17 protein-coding genes are annotated in these 16,787 nt (G+C 70.6%); 8 read left to right on the top strand and 9 right to left on the bottom strand.

The window, feature by feature from the left end; translation table 11 throughout:
- The first annotated feature begins 34 nt into the window (after window positions 1-34).
- Window positions 35-937: an NADP-dependent oxidoreductase gene (locus ACIOD2_RS23735; RefSeq protein ID WP_400541734.1), complete on the top strand. Its 903-nt coding sequence runs from the start codon at window positions 35-37 to the stop codon at window positions 935-937.
- Between the two features lie 91 nt (window positions 938-1,028).
- On the opposite strand, the gene ACIOD2_RS23730 is transcribed toward ACIOD2_RS23735, so the two are convergent.
- The 4 genes from ACIOD2_RS23730 to ACIOD2_RS23715 all read right to left on the bottom strand — a co-directional run bounded on the left by ACIOD2_RS23730 (window position 1,029) and on the right by ACIOD2_RS23715 (window position 4,694).
- On the bottom strand, window positions 1,029-1,985 hold the full coding sequence (locus ACIOD2_RS23730) for a lysophospholipid acyltransferase family protein (RefSeq protein WP_400541731.1): 957 nt from the start codon (window positions 1,983-1,985) through the stop codon (window positions 1,029-1,031).
- A complete protein-coding gene (locus ACIOD2_RS23725) occupies window positions 1,982-2,764 on the bottom strand; it encodes a GNAT family N-acetyltransferase (RefSeq protein WP_400541728.1) in 783 nt (260 codons plus the stop codon). Before ACIOD2_RS23725 ends, ACIOD2_RS23730 begins: the two co-directional genes overlap by 4 nt.
- A gap of 158 nt (window positions 2,765-2,922) precedes the next feature.
- Window positions 2,923-3,882: an electron transfer flavoprotein subunit alpha/FixB family protein gene (locus tag ACIOD2_RS23720; RefSeq protein WP_400541725.1), complete on the bottom strand. Its 960-nt coding sequence runs from the start codon at window positions 3,880-3,882 to the stop codon at window positions 2,923-2,925.
- A gap of 26 nt (window positions 3,883-3,908) precedes the next feature.
- The gene (locus ACIOD2_RS23715; protein ID WP_400541722.1) at window positions 3,909-4,694 is read right to left on the bottom strand and encodes an electron transfer flavoprotein subunit beta/FixA family protein; all 786 of its coding nucleotides are present in this window, start codon (window positions 4,692-4,694) and stop codon (window positions 3,909-3,911) included.
- A gap of 244 nt (window positions 4,695-4,938) precedes the next feature.
- On the opposite strand from ACIOD2_RS23715, the gene ACIOD2_RS23710 reads away from it, so the two are divergent.
- Entirely contained in the window at window positions 4,939-5,784 is an 846-nt protein-coding gene (locus ACIOD2_RS23710) for a DegV family protein (protein WP_400541719.1), read from the top strand.
- Here the strand turns inward: ACIOD2_RS23710 and ACIOD2_RS23705 are convergent.
- Window positions 5,762-6,187, bottom strand: a complete 426-nt coding sequence (locus tag ACIOD2_RS23705) for a hypothetical protein (RefSeq protein ID WP_400541716.1) — start codon at window positions 6,185-6,187, stop codon at window positions 5,762-5,764. The two genes, ACIOD2_RS23710 and ACIOD2_RS23705, sit on opposite strands and share 23 nt — an antisense overlap.
- A 52-nt stretch (window positions 6,188-6,239) precedes the next feature.
- Here ACIOD2_RS23705 and ACIOD2_RS23700 point away from each other — a divergent pair, with 52 nt between their 5' ends.
- From ACIOD2_RS23700 to ACIOD2_RS23685, 4 genes are all read left to right on the top strand, one after another.
- Complete coding sequence (locus ACIOD2_RS23700) at window positions 6,240-7,013, top strand: class I SAM-dependent methyltransferase (protein WP_400541713.1); 774 nt, start codon at window positions 6,240-6,242, stop codon at window positions 7,011-7,013.
- Window positions 7,010-8,521, top strand: coding sequence for a 1,4-alpha-glucan branching protein domain-containing protein (locus ACIOD2_RS23695; protein WP_400541710.1), 1,512 nt, complete (start codon window positions 7,010-7,012; stop codon window positions 8,519-8,521). The genes ACIOD2_RS23700 and ACIOD2_RS23695 overlap by 4 nt, the downstream gene beginning before the upstream one ends.
- Before the next feature lie 16 nt (window positions 8,522-8,537).
- Entirely contained in the window at window positions 8,538-9,026 is a 489-nt protein-coding gene (locus ACIOD2_RS23690; protein WP_400541707.1) for a glutathione peroxidase, read from the top strand.
- Window positions 9,027-9,240: 214 nt separating this feature from the next.
- Window positions 9,241-9,453: a hypothetical protein gene (locus ACIOD2_RS23685; protein ID WP_400541704.1), complete on the top strand. Its 213-nt coding sequence runs from the start codon at window positions 9,241-9,243 to the stop codon at window positions 9,451-9,453.
- A 47-nt stretch (window positions 9,454-9,500) separates the two neighbouring features.
- Here the strand turns inward: ACIOD2_RS23685 and ACIOD2_RS23680 are convergent, their stop codons facing one another.
- The gene (locus tag ACIOD2_RS23680) at window positions 9,501-10,730 is read right to left on the bottom strand and encodes a YbiU family protein (RefSeq protein WP_400541701.1); all 1,230 of its coding nucleotides are present in this window, start codon (window positions 10,728-10,730) and stop codon (window positions 9,501-9,503) included.
- Window positions 10,731-10,819: 89 nt separating this feature from the next.
- On the opposite strand from ACIOD2_RS23680, the gene ACIOD2_RS23675 reads away from it, so the two are divergent.
- The gene (locus ACIOD2_RS23675) at window positions 10,820-11,938 is read left to right on the top strand and encodes an ROK family protein (RefSeq protein ID WP_400541698.1); all 1,119 of its coding nucleotides are present in this window, start codon (window positions 10,820-10,822) and stop codon (window positions 11,936-11,938) included.
- 98 nt (window positions 11,939-12,036) lie between these two features.
- On the opposite strand, the gene ACIOD2_RS23670 is transcribed toward ACIOD2_RS23675, so the two are convergent.
- Complete coding sequence (locus tag ACIOD2_RS23670) at window positions 12,037-13,800, bottom strand: glycoside hydrolase family 2 protein (protein WP_400541695.1); 1,764 nt, start codon at window positions 13,798-13,800, stop codon at window positions 12,037-12,039.
- 124 nt (window positions 13,801-13,924) lie between these two features.
- Between ACIOD2_RS23670 and ACIOD2_RS23665 the strand changes: the two genes are divergently transcribed.
- A complete protein-coding gene (locus ACIOD2_RS23665; RefSeq protein WP_400541692.1) occupies window positions 13,925-15,202 on the top strand; it encodes a glycosyltransferase family 4 protein in 1,278 nt (425 codons plus the stop codon).
- A 265-nt stretch (window positions 15,203-15,467) separates the two neighbouring features.
- Here the strand turns inward: ACIOD2_RS23665 and ACIOD2_RS23660 are convergent, their stop codons facing one another.
- Both ACIOD2_RS23660 and ACIOD2_RS23655 read right to left on the bottom strand, forming a co-directional pair.
- On the bottom strand, window positions 15,468-16,247 hold the full coding sequence (locus tag ACIOD2_RS23660; protein WP_400541689.1) for a class I SAM-dependent methyltransferase: 780 nt from the start codon (window positions 16,245-16,247) through the stop codon (window positions 15,468-15,470).
- Window positions 16,248-16,308: 61 nt separating this feature from the next.
- A complete protein-coding gene (locus ACIOD2_RS23655) occupies window positions 16,309-16,767 on the bottom strand; it encodes a nuclear transport factor 2 family protein (RefSeq protein WP_323337524.1) in 459 nt (152 codons plus the stop codon).
- Window positions 16,768-16,787: the final 20 nt, after the last annotated feature.

The raw sequence follows: 16,787 nt of genomic DNA, 5'->3' as shown, positions 1-16,787 counted from the left end.
CGAAGGTCCCGAATCGAGGAGCGCAGACGACACCATGCGAGCTATCACCTTCGCCGAGTACGGCGGGCCGGACGTCCTGAATCTGTCGGAAGTTCCGACGCCGGAGCCCGGTCCCGGGCAGGTACGGGTGGCTGTGCGGGCCGCCGGGATCAACCCGCTCGACTGGAAGATCCGCGGCGGTGGGATGGCCCAGAACTTCCCCGTCGACTTCCCCCACACCCCCGGGTTCGAGGTCGCCGGGGTTGTCGACGCCGTCGGTGACGGCGCCGACCTCGCCGTGGGCGACGAGGTCTTCGGCTGGTCCGAGACCGGGTCCTACGCCGAATATGCCCTGGGGAAAACGCTTGCGCCGAAGCCCGCGAGCCTTTCGTGGGCCGACGCCGTAGCACTGCCGGTCGCCGGTGAGACGTCCCTTCGCGTCCTGGACCTGCTCGAGGTCCGCGAAGGCGAGACGCTGCTGATCCACGGTGCCAGCGGCACCGTGGGCCGGTTCGCGGCGCAGGTCGCCATGGCGAAGGGGCTGACCGTCCTGGGCACCGGCGGTAGCCGGAGCCTCGACGACCTGAAGTCCCTCGGCGTCATCCCGATCCTCTACGGCGACGGCTGGGTGGAGCGGGTCCGCGAAGCCGCGTCGGGCTCGGTCGACGCCGTCTTCGACACGTCCGGGCACGGCGTCCTGCCGGATTCGGTCGAGTTGCTGGGCTCCAAGGAGCGGATCATCACGATCGCCGACGTCGCGGCGTTCGAGCTGGGGCTGACGTTCTCCAGCGGCGGTGAGCAGTCGCGTGAGGTCCTGGAACGTGTCGCCGGCTGGGTGACCGATCGTGGCGTCACCATCGCACACGGCAAGAGCTACCCGCTTGACGAGGCAGCCGCGGCCCAGACGGAAAGCGAAGGCGGGCACCCCGGCGGGAAGCTGACGCTGGCTGTCAGCTGAACGCGAGACGGGCCTGTCGCCGGATATCGGCAACAGGCCCGTCCGCAAGCCGACCAGGGCCTGCCGCCGGATCGCGGCGGCAGACCCCGGATCACTTCGCGGGAGGCGAAGCCAGGGAGGGTGCGGCGTGAGTGGCTGCGGCCCGGGGAACCACCACATCGGACGACGCGGCTGGAGCTGAAGGCGCGGCCTGCGGACGCGGAGTGCGCCGACGCTGCTGGCCCGGGATCTTGACCGTTCCCAGCGCGGAATGGACGGCCGCCTCCGCCAGCGCGGCCAGTTCGTGGCGGGTCTCCGCGCGGCCCGGCGCGATCTCCGGGCAGATGTGGACCTCGAGCACCAGGCCGCGCAGCGCGGCGACCCGGCGCAGGGACGCGATCAGCGACTCCGGCCCGATGAACGCGGGGCGGCTGGTCTCGCGGCCGTCGGCGAGGCGGTAGCGCAGCGCGATCGGGCGTACCGGGACACCGCCGTCGATGGCCGCCTGGAACGTAGCGGTCGTGAACCGGCCGGACGCCAGGCCACACCACGTGGTGCCTTCGGGGGTGACGCTCACCAGCGAGCCCGAGCGCAGTGCGTCGGCCAGCTCGGCCATCGTGGCGGGCAGCGTCTTCAGCCGCTCGCGGTCGAGGAAGATGCTGCCGCCGCGGCGGACCAGGCCACCCAGCACCGGCCAGCCCGCGATCTCCTTCTTGGCCAGCGCGCGCATCGGCCGGAGGGCGTTGATCGCGACGATGTCCAGCCAGGAGATGTGGTTGTTGACCACCAGCGCGCCACGGCCGGCGGCCGCGGTGCGGAAGTCGTCGCCGCCGCGGATGTCCAGCCGGACGCCGAAGGCGCGCAGCACGCCGTGGAAGATCAGCCGGACCAGCCGCTCGCGGCCCCGGCCGCGGGCGACGAGGAGCAGCGGCGAAGCCAGCATCGCCGAAAAGACGACCACGATCGCCGAGACGAACCGCAGCACCCGTCGCGGGAGGCCGACGAACGGGTCGCCGCCGGTGAGGCAGTCGTCGCCACAGGGCGACGTCGGCATCCAGGAGTGGCTCATGCCTGGACCCCGAGGAAGAACTTCAGGTAGCGCTCGTCGACGTTGTGCAGGTCGAGCACCACGAAGAAGTCTGCGACGCCGAAGTCCACGTCGAGCGCCGGCGGGCCGTGGACCTTGGCGCCGAGCCGGATGTAACCCTTGATCAGCGGCGGCAGCGTGGCCCGCGCCGGGCGCTCGATCGCGGACGTGTCCCACGGGATCAGCGGCGAGACGCGGGTCGCCTCGTCCGAGTAGTGCTTGGTGCGCAGGACGTCCCAGACGCCCGCGGCGAACGAGCCGCCGTCCACCAGCGGAACCGACGCGCAGCCGGCGAGGTAGCGGTGGCCCGACAGCAGCATGTACCGGGCGATCCCGGCCCAGACCAGGCTGACGACGGCGCCGCTGCGGTGGTCGGGGTGCACGCACGAACGGCCGGTTTCGACCAGGGACGGCCGCAGGGTGTCGAGCGCGCTCAGGTCGAACTCGCTGTCGGCGTAGAGCTTCCCGGCCTGGACGGCGCGGTCCGGCGGCAGCATCCGGTAGCAGCCGACGATGTCGCCCGTGTTGTCGTCGCGGACGACGAGGTGGTCGCAGAACTCGTCGAACTCGTCGACGTCGAGACCGGGGCGCGGGGAATGGAGCTTCGCGCCCATCTCCTCCGCGAAAACCTGGTGCCGCAGCCGCTGCGCCGCGACCACTTCGTCGTTCGCGTGGGCGACGAGAAGGGAGTAGCGGGGGGCGTCCGCGGGAAGCTCGGAACCCGCCTGATCAGTGCTGACGAGGAGCTGTGACGTCGTCATGGTCAAGGTGTACCCGGGCGTAGGAAACCGCGGAGAGTGCCATCCGATGACCGATTAGTGCACGTTCAGTTAATTGCGGGTTCTCAGGCTCTTCTCAGGTCCTGGAGACGCGCAAAGGGCCTTCCGGGACGTCCCGGAAGGCCCTTCAGGACCGAGAATCAGCCCTTGCGCTTCTCGACCGCTTCGGTCAGCTGCGGCGCGACGTTGAACAGGTCGCCGACGATGCCGAAGTCGGCGATCTCGAAGATCGGCGCCTCGGCGTCCTTGTTGACGGCGATGATCGTCTTCGACGTCTGCATGCCGGCGCGGTGCTGGATCGCGCCGGAGATGCCGAGCGCGATGTACAGCTGCGGCGACACGGTCTTGCCCGTCTGGCCCACCTGGAACTGCGCCGGGTAGTAGCCGGAGTCGACGGCGGCACGCGACGCGCCGACGGCCGCACCGAGCGAGTCGGCCAGCTTCTCGACGACGTCGAACTTCTCCGCCGAACCGACACCACGGCCACCGGAGACCACGATCGAGGCCTCGGTCAGCTCCGGACGGTCACCGCCGGTCACCGGCTCGATGCCGGTGATCTTGGTGGCCTTCGCCGCGTCGGTTGCGGGAATCTCGACGGTCTCCTCGGCCGCCGCGCCCTCGGCGGGCTCGGCCTCCACGGCACCCGGGCGGATCGAGACGACCGGGACACCCTTCGACGCCTTGGACTTCACCGAGAACGCGCCACCGAAGATCGACTGGTCGATCACGCCGTCGCCGTTGACGCCGACGGCGTCGTAGATCAGGCCGGAGCCGAGCCGGACGGCCAGGCGCGCGGCCACCTCCTTGCCCTCACCGCTGGCGGTGACGAGCACGGCGGCCGGGGACGCCTGCTGCGCCAGCGCGGCGAGGACGTCCACCTTCGGCGTGACCAGGTAGTTCGCGGCGTCGTCGCCTTCGGCGACATACACCTTGGCGGCGCCGTGCGCGGCCAGCGACTCCTTGGCCTTGGCCGCGGTGCCGGTCGGGCCGACGACGACGGCCGACGGCTCACCGAGCGCGCGGGCCGCGGTCAGCAGCTCCAGCGTGACCTTCTTGACCTCACCGTCGACGTGGTCGACGAGGACGAGTACTTCAGCCATTGTTCTACTTCCTCCTCGAACCCTTGTCAGATGAGCTTCTGGCCGACCAGGTACTCGGCGACCTTGGTGCCGCCGTCGCCCTCGTCCTCGACCTTCTCGCCGGCGGTACGCGGCGGCTTCGGCGTGGCTTCGGTGACCGTGGACCAGGCGTTGGCCAGGCCGACCTCGCCCGCGTCGACACCCAGGTCGGCGATGGTGAAGGTCTCGACCGGCTTCTTCTTGGCGGCCATGATGCCCTTGAAGGACGGGTAGCGCGGCTCGTTGATCTTCTCGCCGACGCTGACCACCGCGGGCAGGTTCGCCTCGAGGTGCGTGAGGCCGTCCTCGGTCTCGCGGACGGCCTTGATGGTCGTGCCGTCGACGGTGACCTCACGCGCGTAGGTGACCTGCGGCAGGCCGAGCAGCTCGGCGAGGATCGCCGGGACAGCACCGCCGCGGCCGTCGGAGGACTCGTTGCCGGCGATGATCAGGTCGTAGCCCTCGACCTTGCCGATCGCGGCGGCGATGACCTTCGCGGTGGCGATGGCGTCGGAGCCGTGCAGTGCCTCGTCGGAGACGTGGATGGCCTTGTCGGCACCCATGGACAGCGCCTTGCGGATCGCGTCGGTCGCGCGGTCGGGGCCCACCGAGATCACGGTGACCTCGCCCTCGCCGGCTTCCTTGATCTTCAGAGCTTCTTCGACGGCCTTCTCGTTGATCTCATCGAGCACGGCGTCGGCGGATTCACGGTCAAGGGTGTGGTCGGCCCCGCTGAGCTTGCGCTCCGAGTAGGTGTCCGGTACCTGCTTGACCAGGACAACGATGTTGGTCATGGGTCTTCTTCGACCTCCCGGTTGTGGCCCGCGGACGCACCACGGGTCAGTGCTCTACTGGCCGGTAGATTAGGGCCATTCCGCCGCCAGGACCCGCCGAGGTGACGCCATTCACCTGGATGCGCAATCTAGTGGGACTATCGTCCCGGTAGTCGACCGGTTACCCCACCTGAACCGCCGTTCGTCCGATCGGACCAACCGCGGCCTACTCGCAGTAGGCCGTTAGGGGTTAACCTCCGGCACCATGCCAGCGCGCATCGCCGTCATCACCGACTCCAGCTCGTGCCTTCCCGACCTCGTCGCCGCCCGCTGGGCCATCGGCGTCGTGCAGATCCAGCTCAACATGGGAAGCCACTTCGACGACGAAAACCGCTTCGACCGCGGCAAGGTCATCGACACCATGAGAGCCGGCCAGGTGATCACCACGTCGCCCCCGGACCCGGGGGCGTTCTTCTGGACCTACCAAGAGGCCGCCGCCTCGGGCGCCACCGCCATCGTCAGCATCCACCTCTCCGGCCGGATGTCCGACACCGTCCGCGCGGCCCGGGAGGCCGCCCAGCAGGTCCGCATCCCCGTGCACGTCCTCGACAGCCGCACCACCGGGATGAGCCTCGGCTTCGCGGCCATCGCCGCGGCCCGGGCGGCCGCCGTCGGCGGGGACGCCGCCCGGGTCATCGAAGCCGCCGAACGCCGGTGCTTCACGAGCACCGAGTTCATCTACGTCGACACGCTGGAGTACCTCCGGCGAGGCGGGCGGATCGGCGCCGCGCAGGCGATGGTCGGCACCGCGTTCTCCATCAAGCCGCTGCTCACGGTCAAGGACGGCGAGGTCGCGCCACTCTCCCGCGTCCCCGGCACGCGGCGGGCGCTGGCCAAGATGGTCGACCTCGCGGTGCGGAAGTCGGGCGGCTTCCGCGTCGACATCGCCGTGACGCGGTTCGGCGCCAGCGATCACGAACTCGAGATCGGCCGGCAGATCGAGCGTCGCGTGTCCGGGATGGCCGAGAGCATGGTCGTCGAAGCGAGCACGGTCATCGGCGCGCACCTCGGCCCGGGCGCGCTCGGCATCACGGTGTCGCCGGTGGACTGACCCGGCGTGCGGGGATCAGCAGCAGCACGATCGGCACCACGGCGCCGAGACCGGTCGTCGCGATGATGAGAACCTGATCAATTTGATCGAAATGCGACACGTGGCCGAGGTGGTAGAGGAAGTGCGGCAGGCCGAACAGCAGCGCCGCCACGCCGGCCAGCCGCGCCACGGCTGTGGTGCCGATCACGGCGGCGCCGATCAGCAGGGCCGCGAGGGCCAGGTTGAGGCCGCCGAAGTCGCGCAGGAGGTGCTCGTTGAAGGGCCCGTCCATCGAGACCCAGCCGGCGCGGAAGCCGGGAAAGTCCTGGTAGAAGCCGGCCGGGGTGACGAGTGGCCAGATTCCGGTCACGGCCTCGACGACGCCGAAGAACACGAGGAGTACGCGGGTGATGGTCCGTTGCATGACGACGGAACGAGACAGCCGTGCCGGACGTGACACCGCTAGGGTCGCGGACGTGACCACCCCAGCCACCCGGGCCGAGGCGCTGCACCTGACCGGCGAACGGACCGTGCCCGGCATCGCCGTCGAGAATTATTGGTTCAGGCGCCACGAGGCCGCGTACGTCGCGCTGCTCCCCCATTGCGCGGACGCAACGGTGCTCGAAGCCGGCTGCGGCGAGGGTTACGGCGCGGGGCTCGTCGCGACTAAGGCCCGCCGGGTGCTCGCGCTGGACTACGACGTGCCGACGACCGAGCACGTCGCCCGCCGCTACCCGGAGGTCGCCGTCGCGCGGGCGAACCTGGCGTACCTGCCGCTGCGGGACGCCTCGGTGGACGTCGTGGCCAATTTCCAGGTCATCGAGCACCTCTGGGACCAGGCGGGGTTCCTCGCCGAGTGCCGGCGGGTGTTGTCGCCAGGAGGAAAACTGCTGGTCACGACCCCGAACCGGCTCACCTTCACCCCGGACAGCGACACGCCGCTGAATCCGTACCACACCCGCGAGCTGGCACCGTCCGAGCTGGCCGGGCTCCTGTCCGACGCCGGTTTCGAGGTCGAGACGCTGCACGGCCTGCACCACGGCAAGGCCGTCCGCGCGCTCGACGAGCGGCACGGCGGCTCGATCATCGACGCGCAGCTGGACGTCGTCATGGGCGAGCTGCCCGGGCAGGCCGTCTGGCCGGAGGCGCTGCTCGCCGACGTCGCCGCGATCGAGGCGACCGGCTTCGACATCCACGGCGACGACCTCGACGCGAGCCTGGACCTGGTCGCCGTGGCGGTGCGCCGATGACCGACGACTACGAGGGCACGTTCTGTCTCGTCCTGCACAGCCACCTGCCGTGGCTGCCGCACCACGGGACCTGGCCGGTCGGCGAGGAATGGCTGTACCAGGCGTGGGCGCATTCGTACCTGCCGATGGTCGACCTGCTCGAACGGTTCGCCGCCGAAGGCCGCCGGGACGTGCTGACACTCGGCATGACGCCGGTGCTCGCCGCGCAGCTCGACGACCCGTACAGCATCCACGCCTGCCACGACTGGCTCGGCCATTGGCAGCTTCGCGCCCAGCACGCGTCGACGCTGTGGCGCGACGACCCGATCCTGCGTGAGCTGGCCGCGGCCGAGCACCGAACTGCGGTCCGCGCGGCCGCGGAGCTCGGGACGCGCTGGCGGCACGGCTTCTCCCCCATCCTGCGGTCCCTGGTCGACAACTCGACCATCGAGGTGCTGGGCGGGCCGCTGGCCCACCCGTTCCAACCGCTGCTGGACCCGCGGGTGCGGGAGTTCGCGCTGAACGCCGGGCTCACCGACACGGCGTTGCGGCTCGGTTCCCGACCCGAAGGAATTTGGGCGCCGGAGTGCGGCTACGCGCCTGGTCTGGAAAACGACTACGCGGCCGCGGGCGTGCAGCGGTTCATGGTCGACGGCCCGTCGCTGCGCGGGGAGACCTGGGCCGCCCGGCCGGTCGGCGACAGCGACGTCCTCGCCTTCGGCCGCGATCTCGAAGTCACCTACCGCGTCTGGTCGCCGAAAGCCGGCTACCCCGGCCACGCCGCGTACCGCGACTTCCACACCTGGGCGCACGAGGTCGGCCTCAAGGCGTCGCGCGTCACGGGCAAGACCATCGAGCCGCAGGACAAGGCGCCGTACGACCCGGCACTCGCCGCGGACGTGCTGGGCCTGCACGTCAAGGACTTCGTCGACACCGTGGTCACGCGGCTGCGGTCGTTGAAACGGCAACACGGTCGCGAGTCGCTCGTGGTCGCCGCGTACGACACGGAGCTGTTCGGGCACTGGTGGCACGAAGGACCGGCCTGGCTGGAGGGTGTGCTGCGCGCACTGCCCGAGGCCGGGGTCCGCGTGACGACGCTGAAGGGCGCGCTCGAAGCCGGGCACGTCGGCCCGCCGATCGACCTGCCCGCGTCGTCGTGGGGGTCGGGCAAGGACTGGCGCGTCTGGGACGGCGAGCAGGTCCAGGACATGGTCGAGGCCAACACGGCGCTGCAGAAACGGCTGCTGGACCTCGTCGCCGATCTGCCGACCACGGCTCGTGACGCCGTCGCCGACCAGGCCGTCGCCGAGGCGATGCTGGCGCTGGAAAGCGACTGGGCGTTCATGGTCACCAAGGACTCCGCCGCCGACTACGCGCGGCGCCGGGCCGCGGTGCACACCGAACGCTTCGACGCGCTGGCCGGGGCGCTGCGCCGCGGCGACCGCGCGCGGGGTGAAGAACTGGCCGCGGCCTACCGCGTCGAAGACGGACCGTTCGGGCACCTCGACGCCCGGGCGCTCAAATACTAGAGAGAGGACCCATCGGATGGGGATCCACGAAATTCCGGTCAAGACGCTCGACGGGCAGGACAGCTCGCTGGGTGCGCTGGCCGGCAAGGCGCTGCTGGTGGTCAACGTCGCGTCGAAATGCGGCCTGACCCCGCAGTACTCCGGCCTGGAGCGGCTGCAGGAGCAATTCGGCGCCCGGGGCTTCTCCGTGGTCGGTTTTCCGTGCAACCAGTTCGCCGGGCAGGAACCGGGCAGCGCGGAGGAGATCCAGACGTTCTGCTCCACGACTTACGGCGTCACCTTCCCGCTGTTCGAGAAGATCGACGTCAACGGCGACGAGCGGCACCCGCTGTACTCGGAGCTGACCAAGACGGAGGACGCCGAGGGCGCGTCCGGCGACGTCCAGTGGAACTTCGAGAAGTTCCTCGTCAGCGCCGACGGCGAGGTCCTCGCGCGGTTCCGGCCGCGCACCGAGCCCGAGGACGAGACGGTCGTCAAGGCCATTGAGGCGGCCCTTCCCGCGTGACAGCGGTTCGGGGCGCGCTCCCCCGGTGTCCCCGGATTTCACCGGATCGACGGGTTCCAGCGGCCGTTCGGGTATCACGGAAACACGCCTGAAAACGGTTTTCGTGATCCGGACGGTCGAACCGCGGGTGATCAGCCTGCCGTTTTCCCCGCTCCGCACCGAATACTTTTCACGACGCCACTCCGGCGTCGTAGCGTGCGAGAAGGGATCACCGATGAGCACCTCCAGACGCCGGGCCGCGCTGGCCGCGTTCCCCGTGGCACTCGGGCTGCTGCTGGCCGGACCGGCGGTGGGTACGGCCTCGGCCGCGCCGCAGTCCGACGTGGCCGGCCAGGCTCGCCACTGCCTGCTGTGCGTCGGCCACCACCATCACCACGGGCACATCAACATCCTGGGTCTCCACCTGGGACTCTGGTTGCACCTGTAGATCCCGGCTCCGCCGTGCCGGGGCGGTGGCCTCCCGCCCCGGCACGTTCACAGGCCGAGTTGAGCGCGTCCGACGTCGTTGAGGTCGTCGACGGTGGCGCGTCCGGTCCAGTTCACCTCGTAGTCTTCCGGCGCGAAATCGCCCGGGCTCTTGCCAGCTAGGAATGCCCGACCGCATTTTTCGGCGTACGCGGCGTTCTTCGCGCAGTGCGGGCTCGCCGGGATGTACATGACGTTTCCCCAGCGGTCCGGATTGGTGCCGTCGGCGACGGCGTGGATGACGTCGCCGTGCCACCAGACCGTGTCGCCCGGTTCGACGGCGGGAATCGAGGTCAGTGCCGGCAGCAGGTCGTCGTGGTACTTGTCGCTGACCGGCAGGGCCTGACCGTTGGCGGCGCCGCAGAGGTCGTCGTCGGGGATGTCGTCCTGGAGCGCGCGAAGCAGGACGTACGCGATCGCGGACGGGATCGGCACCACCTGCAGGACGCCGTCGCCCGGTCGCATTTCCGACAACGCCGTCCAGCCCTGGAACGTGCGGAAGGCCGAGCACATGACGGTGGACGGGAATTCGTCCACGTCGGTGCGGCGGGCGCCGTCCCACGGGTCGTAGTTCTGCCAGTTTCCGGCGAAGACGTGCCGGAACACCTGCTGGTACGCGGGCAGCAGCCAGCGTTCGACCGAGCCGGAGTCGGTGTGCGCGGACAGCCCGAGCGATGCCGACCCGGGAGCGCGACGCCGGATGCGGTCGGGGTAGGCCGTGTCGCGATCGGGGTCGAACCAGACGCGACCCTCGGACTCGTGCCGCCAGAAGGAGTTGAGGAATCGCCGGACGGCGACCATGTTCTCGTGCTGGCGCGCCTGGATCTGCGGCTTCGACCAGTAGACCGGGTAGATCTGCGGCTGACCGGAGGCGAGCCCGGCGAAGACGTCGTCGGCCGGGCCTTGGTAGGTCCCCGCGAAGTCGTTGTCGGCCAGGTAGGCAGCGAGCCCGGCGTCCCAGCCTTCGGCTGTTTCGCGCGCGAAGGTGCCCTTGACGACGGCACAGCCTCGCCGCCGGACGGCGTCCACGGTCCGCTGGGGCACGGTCCCGTCGGCGATGTCGTGGAATCGGACCACGGGGAAAGCGTCCTGGTCGGCGGCAACGGCGTCGACCTCCCGCCGCATCCACTCCCGGACTTCGGCGAACGCGCCGGCGACGTCGCCAACCCGGGCGCGCAGTTCGCTCTTGGTCCGCGTGACGGCTTCGGCCATGTTCGCCGGCAGTTCTGTGGTGGTCATCGGTGTCCTCCGCGATCTTTTGGTTAGGACTCCTTACTAGAATGTCCTCGCTACGGTAACCCCGTCCGTCCCCAGCCACAAGAGGTGCGATGTCCGACCCCGACCGGCCGCTCCCGCGCCTGGCGATGCTGCGGGCCATGACCGACCGCGCGGTGCTCGACCACGTCTTCGTCCACAACCGGACCACGCGCGCCGAGCTGGCCGCGACCACCGGGATCTCGAAGCCGACGATCTCCGAGTCCGTCCGGCGGCTCGAGACGGCGGGCGCGCTGCAGGCCACCGGCACCGACCAGACCGGCCGCCGCGGCCGGATCGCGACGTTCTACGAACTGGCCGCGGACGCCGGCCGGGTCGTCGCCGTGGAGGTCAACCAGCAGGGCATCCGCACGGTGACGACCGACCTGACCGGCACGGTCCTGGCCGCCGACCACCACGCGCCGGATGGTCACCCGATGACCACGGCGGTCCGTGCCGCCGTCGCCGCCGCCAGCAGCGGCGGGCCGGGGCCGATCCGCGCGACGGCGGTCTCGGTCGCCAACCCGGTCGACCCGGTGACGCACGAGGTCGTCGCGCTCCCCGGGTCGCCGTTCCCCGAGGGCACGATCCGGGCCGGCGAAGTCGGCCGGGACGTCCTGCTCGACAACGACGTCAACTTCTCGGCGCTCGCCGAACGCAGGGAAGGCGCGGCGCGGGACGCGAAGAGCTTCGTCTACGTCTATGTCGGCGCTGGGCTCGGTGTGAGTCTCTACGTCGGCGACCAGCTCGTCCGCGGGGCACACGGTCTGGCAGGCGAGATCGGTTACCTGGACAGCTCGGGCGCGACGCTCGCCGAGGCACTGGCAGGCCAGGGTTTCGGCAGGTCGGACGCGCCGTCGCTGGACGTGGACGCGATTCTGACCACGCTCTCACGCGCGGCCGAGGGCGACGCCGCCGCCGCTTCGCGACTACGGCAGCTGGGCGCGACGCTCGGCCGGGCCGTGGCCGCGATCTGCACCATCGTCGACCCGGACGTGGTCCTGCTGGGTGGCCCGGCCGGGAGCCGTCCGGAACTGGTGGCCGAGATCCGGCAGACGGTCACCGCGGCGACGCCGGGCCCGGTCCGGGTGGAGGCGGGCGCGGTGACGGACTCGGCAGCGCTGCGAGGCGCGTTGTTGTCGGCACTCGACCACGGTCGCGCTGCCCTGCTCGCCGCGGTTGCCGAAACCTAGCCACGGCCAGAGGTTGCCAAACCGGTCGCGGAGTCTCTGGTCGTTGCCGAAGTCCGACGACAGCCTGGCAGCAACCCTGCGTCGGGACGTTGCCGAAGTCAGCCGGAGCCCGCGTCGATCACCGCGCGGGCGCACTTCGCCACGATCGCCGGGTCGACCTTCATGACCTCGCGGTCGTACGTCAGCAGACCGTTGACCTCGTTTTCGACATCCGTCGTCTGGGTGTAGACGGCGCCGGACAGGCCGCGCTCCGCGATCACTCTCTCCAAGCGGGCGCTCACCTCCGCGTAGCGCTCGGTGAGCCGTTCCGACGTCGAGGTCATCTCGTACGCGTTCGGCGGCCCGGGCCAGCGGTGGTCGTCCAGGACCAGGCCGAGGCCGCCGTACTCACCGTCGACGATCGCGCGGCCGTCGCGGACCGCCGGTTCTCCGGGGCCGACGTACGTGTGGTCGTCGTAGACGTCACCCGCACCCGCGTCGGGGCGGGAGAAGCAGCAGTTGACGCCGCTGTTGGCGATCACCAGCCGGGTCGGGTCGAGCGACTTGACCAATTCCGCGACACGGGCCGTGTCGTACTCGCCCCAGCCCTCGTTGAACGGCACCCAGCCGACGATCGACGGGACCGCACGTAGCTGCGTGATCATTTTGATCAATTCTGCTTCGAACCGCTCGCGCGCCTGCGGAACCGGGTCCGGCGCGATGCCGGGCGGGCCGTCGAACGACACCGTCAGGGACGGCATGTCCTGCCAGACGACCAGGCCCAGCGTGTCGGCCCAGAAGTACCAGCGGGCCGGCTCGACCTTGACGTGTTTGCGGACGAAGTTGAAGCCCAGCTCCTTCGTCTTTTCGAGGTCGAACCGCAGGGCGTCGTCGGTCGGCGCGGTCGAGATGCCGTCGGGCCAGTAGCCCTGGTCGAGCGGGCCGTGGAGGAAGGTGATCCGGCCGTTGAGTGCGATCCGCGGGCGGCCGTCGGCGTCGGGGATCAGGCCGATGGTCCGGAGGCCCGTGTAGCTGCCGACCTCATCCAGGACCGCGCCGTGATGGTCGAGCAGCCGGACTTCCAGGGTGTAGAGGTGCGGGTCGTCGGGGGTCCAGAGGTGTGGTTCGGGAACGTCCACACGCACCGACGTGCCAGCTCCGCCTGAGCCGCGCGCCACCTCGCCCTCGGTGGTCGAAAGGACGACCACGACCTCGTCGCCGCCTGTGACCTGCGGGAAGACCGTCACGCCGGTGAGGTCCGGGGTCAGGTCCAGCCGTTCGACGCGAGCCGCGGGCACCGGCTCGAGCCAGACCGTCTGCCAGATGCCCGACGACGCCGTGTAGCAAATTCCGCCAGGAGTGTTGCGCTGTTTTCCGACCGGGAAAGGCTCGATGTCCGTGCGGTCCTCGACTCGGACGGTCAGCTCCTGCGGGTCCGATGACCGCAGGACGTCGGTGATGTCCGCGCTGAACGCCGTGTAGCCGCCTTCGTGCGTCACGACGAGCTGGTTGTTGACCCAGACCTGGGCCTTCTGGTCGACCGCGCCGAAGTGCAGCAGGATGCGGTCGCCGCGCCAGTCGTCCGGGATCTCGACGAGGCGGCGGTACCAGAGAACCTCGTCGCGTCGTCCGATTCCGGACAACGCCGACTCCGGCGGGAACGGCACCAGGATCCGCTCGGCGTAGCCGGACGGCCGGGGCTCGTCCGCGGCCGCCGGCCAGCCCGCGTACTCCCAGACGCCGTTGAGGTTCAGCCAGCGAGGCCGGGTCAGTTGAGGCCGCGGGTACTCGGGCAGCGCGTTGTCCGGGCCGACGTCGGCGGACCACGGGGTGGGCAGGACGGGGTCGAGCCGCCGCCAGCCGGTGTCTTCAGAAGGAGTCATCCTGGCCGATGGTGGCAGAGATCCCGGACCCGGCCAGTGATCGTCGTCACATTAGCGACATCCCTCGTGAGTCGGCTTCCCCGGGTGCCGCCGGGCACTTCCGACTCGCGAGTAACCTCTCCGCATGCGTGTGCTGATGCTGTCCTGGGAGTACCCGCCAGTGGCCATCGGTGGCCTGGCCAGGCACGTGCACGCGCTCGCCTGCCACCTGGTCCGGCAGGGTCACGAGGTCGTCGTCCTGTGCCGGCACGCCGCCGGCACCGACGCCGGGACGCACCCGCGCACCGACCGCGTCGTCGAGGGCGTGCGGATCATCCGGGTCGCCGAAGACCCGATGCACGTGACCTTCGAACGGGACCTCGTCGCCTGGACGCTGGCCATGGGGCACGCCATGGTCCGCGCCGCGCAGGACCTGCTGCGGAGCTGGCAGCCGGACGTCGTCCACGCGCACGACTGGCTGGTCGCGCATCCGGCCATCGCGATCGCCGAGGCCGCGCGGGTGCCGCTCGTCGGCACGATCCACGCCACGGAAGCCGGACGGCACTCCGGCTGGCTGTCGCACCCGCTGAACCAGCAAGTTCACTCGGTCGAGTGGTGGCTGGCCAACCGGGCCGACGCCCTGATCACGTGCTCGCAGGCCATGCGCCGCGAGGTCGCGCACCTCTTCGAGCTCGAGGCCGACGACGTCACGGTGATCCACAACGGCATCGAGGAACGCGGCTGGCAGGTGCCGGCCGACGAAATCGCCCACGCCCGCGAGGTCTACAGCCCGGCCGGGGCGCCGCTGTTGCTCTATTTCGGACGACTCGAGTGGGAGAAGGGTGTCCAGGACCTGCTGGCCGCGCTCCCCCGCATCCGGCGGCGCCACCCCGGCACGCGAGTGGTCGTGGCCGGAAAAGGACGGCACTTCGACGAGCTCGTCGAGCAGTCGCGGAAGCTGCGGGTGCGGCGTGCGGTCGACTTCGTCGGACACCTGTCCGACCGGGACCTGCGTGCGGCGCTGGCCGCGGCCGACGCCGTGGTCCTGCCCAGCCGGTACGAGCCGTTCGGGATCGTCGCCCTGGAGGCCGCGGCCGCGAAGGCGCCACTGGTGGCGTCGACCGCCGGCGGGCTGGGTGAGGTCGTGGTCCACGGCGAGACCGGGCTGGCGTTCGGCCCAGGTGACGTCAGTGCCCTGGCCGACGCGGTGACAGCGGTACTGAACGACGCGGACGCCGCGGCGCGGCGGGCTCAGGCGGCGCAGGCCCGGCTGGCCGCCGACTTCGACTGGGGCCGGATCGCCGAGGCGACCGCCGCGGTCTACCGGCGCGCGAAGCCGGGTGAACCGGTGGAACTGCCCCGGCCGAAGATCGCCACCGGCAACGCGTTCGAACCGGTCGCGGCCGGCGTCCCGGAACTGTAGGTACCGGGCGGCTCAGAAGTGGCGGACCTGGACGCGGTCCGGGTGCGCAGACGGGGTGGCCGTGGCCGCGGCAGCGACGGATGCGCAGGCGAAAAGGGCGACAAGCGAAACAAGCACAGCGCTCAACTTGCTGGTCATCGGGACTCCTCGGGGAGCAGTGGCGCGACGGGCACCACGCAGCGAGCATCCGCGCCCCCTCCCGGCGAAACAATAGGGAGAACACCACGGGCGGCTACGTAATCGCCTACCGTGACCGATTCGCCCGTCAGCGGACCCCGGTCAAAATCCGGACCTGGACGTGTTCACGCAGCGGGCCGCAGGGCTCGACCGCGCGCCGGACGCGCTCGGTGAACTCGGGCCTCGCGTCGGGGGCCGGGAGCTGGTCCGGGCTCATGGCCGAAAACACGCCACCGACGATCTCCTCGACGGTGAGTGTGGCCGAGTATTCGACAACCCGCAGGTCCACGGCGTATCCGGCAGCCGAGAGAGCGTCTCGGTAGCGCTCCTGGCTCGCCGTGTCGGTGCCGCACGTCCGGTGCAGCGGTACGCCGAGGTGGTCGGACAGGACCTGTCGTAGCGCGGCCGACCACGCGGTGTCCTGCAGCCACAGCGGCTCGCCGTTGGTCACCACCGCGACACCGCCGCCGGGGCGTAGGAGCGGGCGCACCGCCGCGAACAGCCGCTCGTGGTCCATCCAGTGCAACGCCTGCGCCACGGTCACCGCGCCCAGCCGGCCGGGGCCGAGGGCTGTGGTCAGCGCGGGGACATCGGTGTCCGCGCCCAGGAGCCAGGTGACGTTGGGCTCGGCCGTCGCCCGGCGGGCCTCGGCCAGCATGTCCGGTTCCGGGTCCATGCCCAGCACGGCACCGGCTCGCGGCGCCAGGACCCGGGTGAGCTGGCCGCTGCCGCAGCCGAGGTCGAGCACGACGTCGTCGCGTGTGAGACCACACGCGCTGACCAGGGCGTCCGCGACCTCGGGCGGGTAGCCGCGGCGGAACCGCTGGTAGTACTCGCTCACTTCGCCGCCGAACGCCGGTGCCGTCATGACCCCGAGGATGCCGACGGAAACTGGCGGGCGGGTGTGGTTCCGCTGCGGGCGGAAGCGGCTAGAAGACCGGCAGCAGGACGCCGTGCTCGGACTCGGGGCGCGGGCCGAAGATGCGGCGGTCGGCCTCGGCGATCGGGACGTCGTTGATGCTCGCCTCGCGGCGGCGCATCAGGCCCTCGTCGCTGAACTCCCACAGCTCGTTGCCGTAGCTGCGGAACCACTGGCCGTCGGCGTTGCGGGACTCGTACTGGAAGCGGACGCCGATGCGGTTGCCGCGAAACCCCCACAGCTCCTTGCGCAGGGCGTAGTCCAGTTCGCGCTCCCACTTCGCGGTCAGGAATTCGACGATCCGCGCGCGGCCGACGACGTGCTGGTCGCGATTGCGCCACACCGAATCCTCCGTGTACGCCAGCGAGACCCGCTCCGGGTCGCGGGTGTTCCACGCGTCCTCGGCGGCCTGGACCTTCTGGCGGGCGGTGTCCTCGTCGAACGGCGGGAACGGCGGGCGCGGGGTCATGGACGGCTCCTTCCGAGACC

The sequence above is a fragment of the Amycolatopsis sp. NPDC088138 genome (assembly GCF_044741685.1).
GTDB lineage: Bacteria > Actinomycetota > Actinomycetes > Mycobacteriales > Pseudonocardiaceae > Amycolatopsis.
Note: the sequence above shows the minus strand (reverse complement) of the source record. Positions and strands in the feature narration are given on the sequence as shown.

Bases quoted from the DNA above. Each gene is read 5' to 3' on its own strand.
- ACIOD2_RS23735 (WP_400541734.1), top strand. From the start codon at position 35: ATGCGAGCTATCACCTTCGCCGAGTACGGCGGGCCGGACGTCCTGAAT.
- ACIOD2_RS23730 (WP_400541731.1), bottom strand. From the start codon at position 1,985: ATGAGCCACTCCTGGATGCCGACGTCGCCCTGTGGCGACGACTGCCTC.
- ACIOD2_RS23725 (WP_400541728.1), bottom strand. From the start codon at position 2,764: ATGACGACGTCACAGCTCCTCGTCAGCACTGATCAGGCGGGTTCCGAG.
- ACIOD2_RS23720 (WP_400541725.1), bottom strand. From the start codon at position 3,882: ATGGCTGAAGTACTCGTCCTCGTCGACCACGTCGACGGTGAGGTCAAG.
- ACIOD2_RS23715 (WP_400541722.1), bottom strand. From the start codon at position 4,694: ATGACCAACATCGTTGTCCTGGTCAAGCAGGTACCGGACACCTACTCG.
- ACIOD2_RS23710 (WP_400541719.1), top strand. From the start codon at position 4,939: ATGCCAGCGCGCATCGCCGTCATCACCGACTCCAGCTCGTGCCTTCCC.
- ACIOD2_RS23705 (WP_400541716.1), bottom strand. From the start codon at position 6,187: ATGCAACGGACCATCACCCGCGTACTCCTCGTGTTCTTCGGCGTCGTC.
- ACIOD2_RS23695 (WP_400541710.1), top strand. From the start codon at position 7,010: ATGACCGACGACTACGAGGGCACGTTCTGTCTCGTCCTGCACAGCCAC.
- ACIOD2_RS23690 (WP_400541707.1), top strand. From the start codon at position 8,538: ATGGGGATCCACGAAATTCCGGTCAAGACGCTCGACGGGCAGGACAGC.
- ACIOD2_RS23685 (WP_400541704.1), top strand. From the start codon at position 9,241: ATGAGCACCTCCAGACGCCGGGCCGCGCTGGCCGCGTTCCCCGTGGCA.
- ACIOD2_RS23680 (WP_400541701.1), bottom strand. From the start codon at position 10,730: ATGACCACCACAGAACTGCCGGCGAACATGGCCGAAGCCGTCACGCGG.
- ACIOD2_RS23675 (WP_400541698.1), top strand. From the start codon at position 10,820: ATGTCCGACCCCGACCGGCCGCTCCCGCGCCTGGCGATGCTGCGGGCC.
- ACIOD2_RS23670 (WP_400541695.1), bottom strand. From the start codon at position 13,800: ATGACTCCTTCTGAAGACACCGGCTGGCGGCGGCTCGACCCCGTCCTG.
- ACIOD2_RS23665 (WP_400541692.1), top strand. From the start codon at position 13,925: ATGCGTGTGCTGATGCTGTCCTGGGAGTACCCGCCAGTGGCCATCGGT.
- ACIOD2_RS23660 (WP_400541689.1), bottom strand. From the start codon at position 16,247: ATGACGGCACCGGCGTTCGGCGGCGAAGTGAGCGAGTACTACCAGCGG.
- ACIOD2_RS23655 (WP_323337524.1), bottom strand. From the start codon at position 16,767: ATGACCCCGCGCCCGCCGTTCCCGCCGTTCGACGAGGACACCGCCCGC.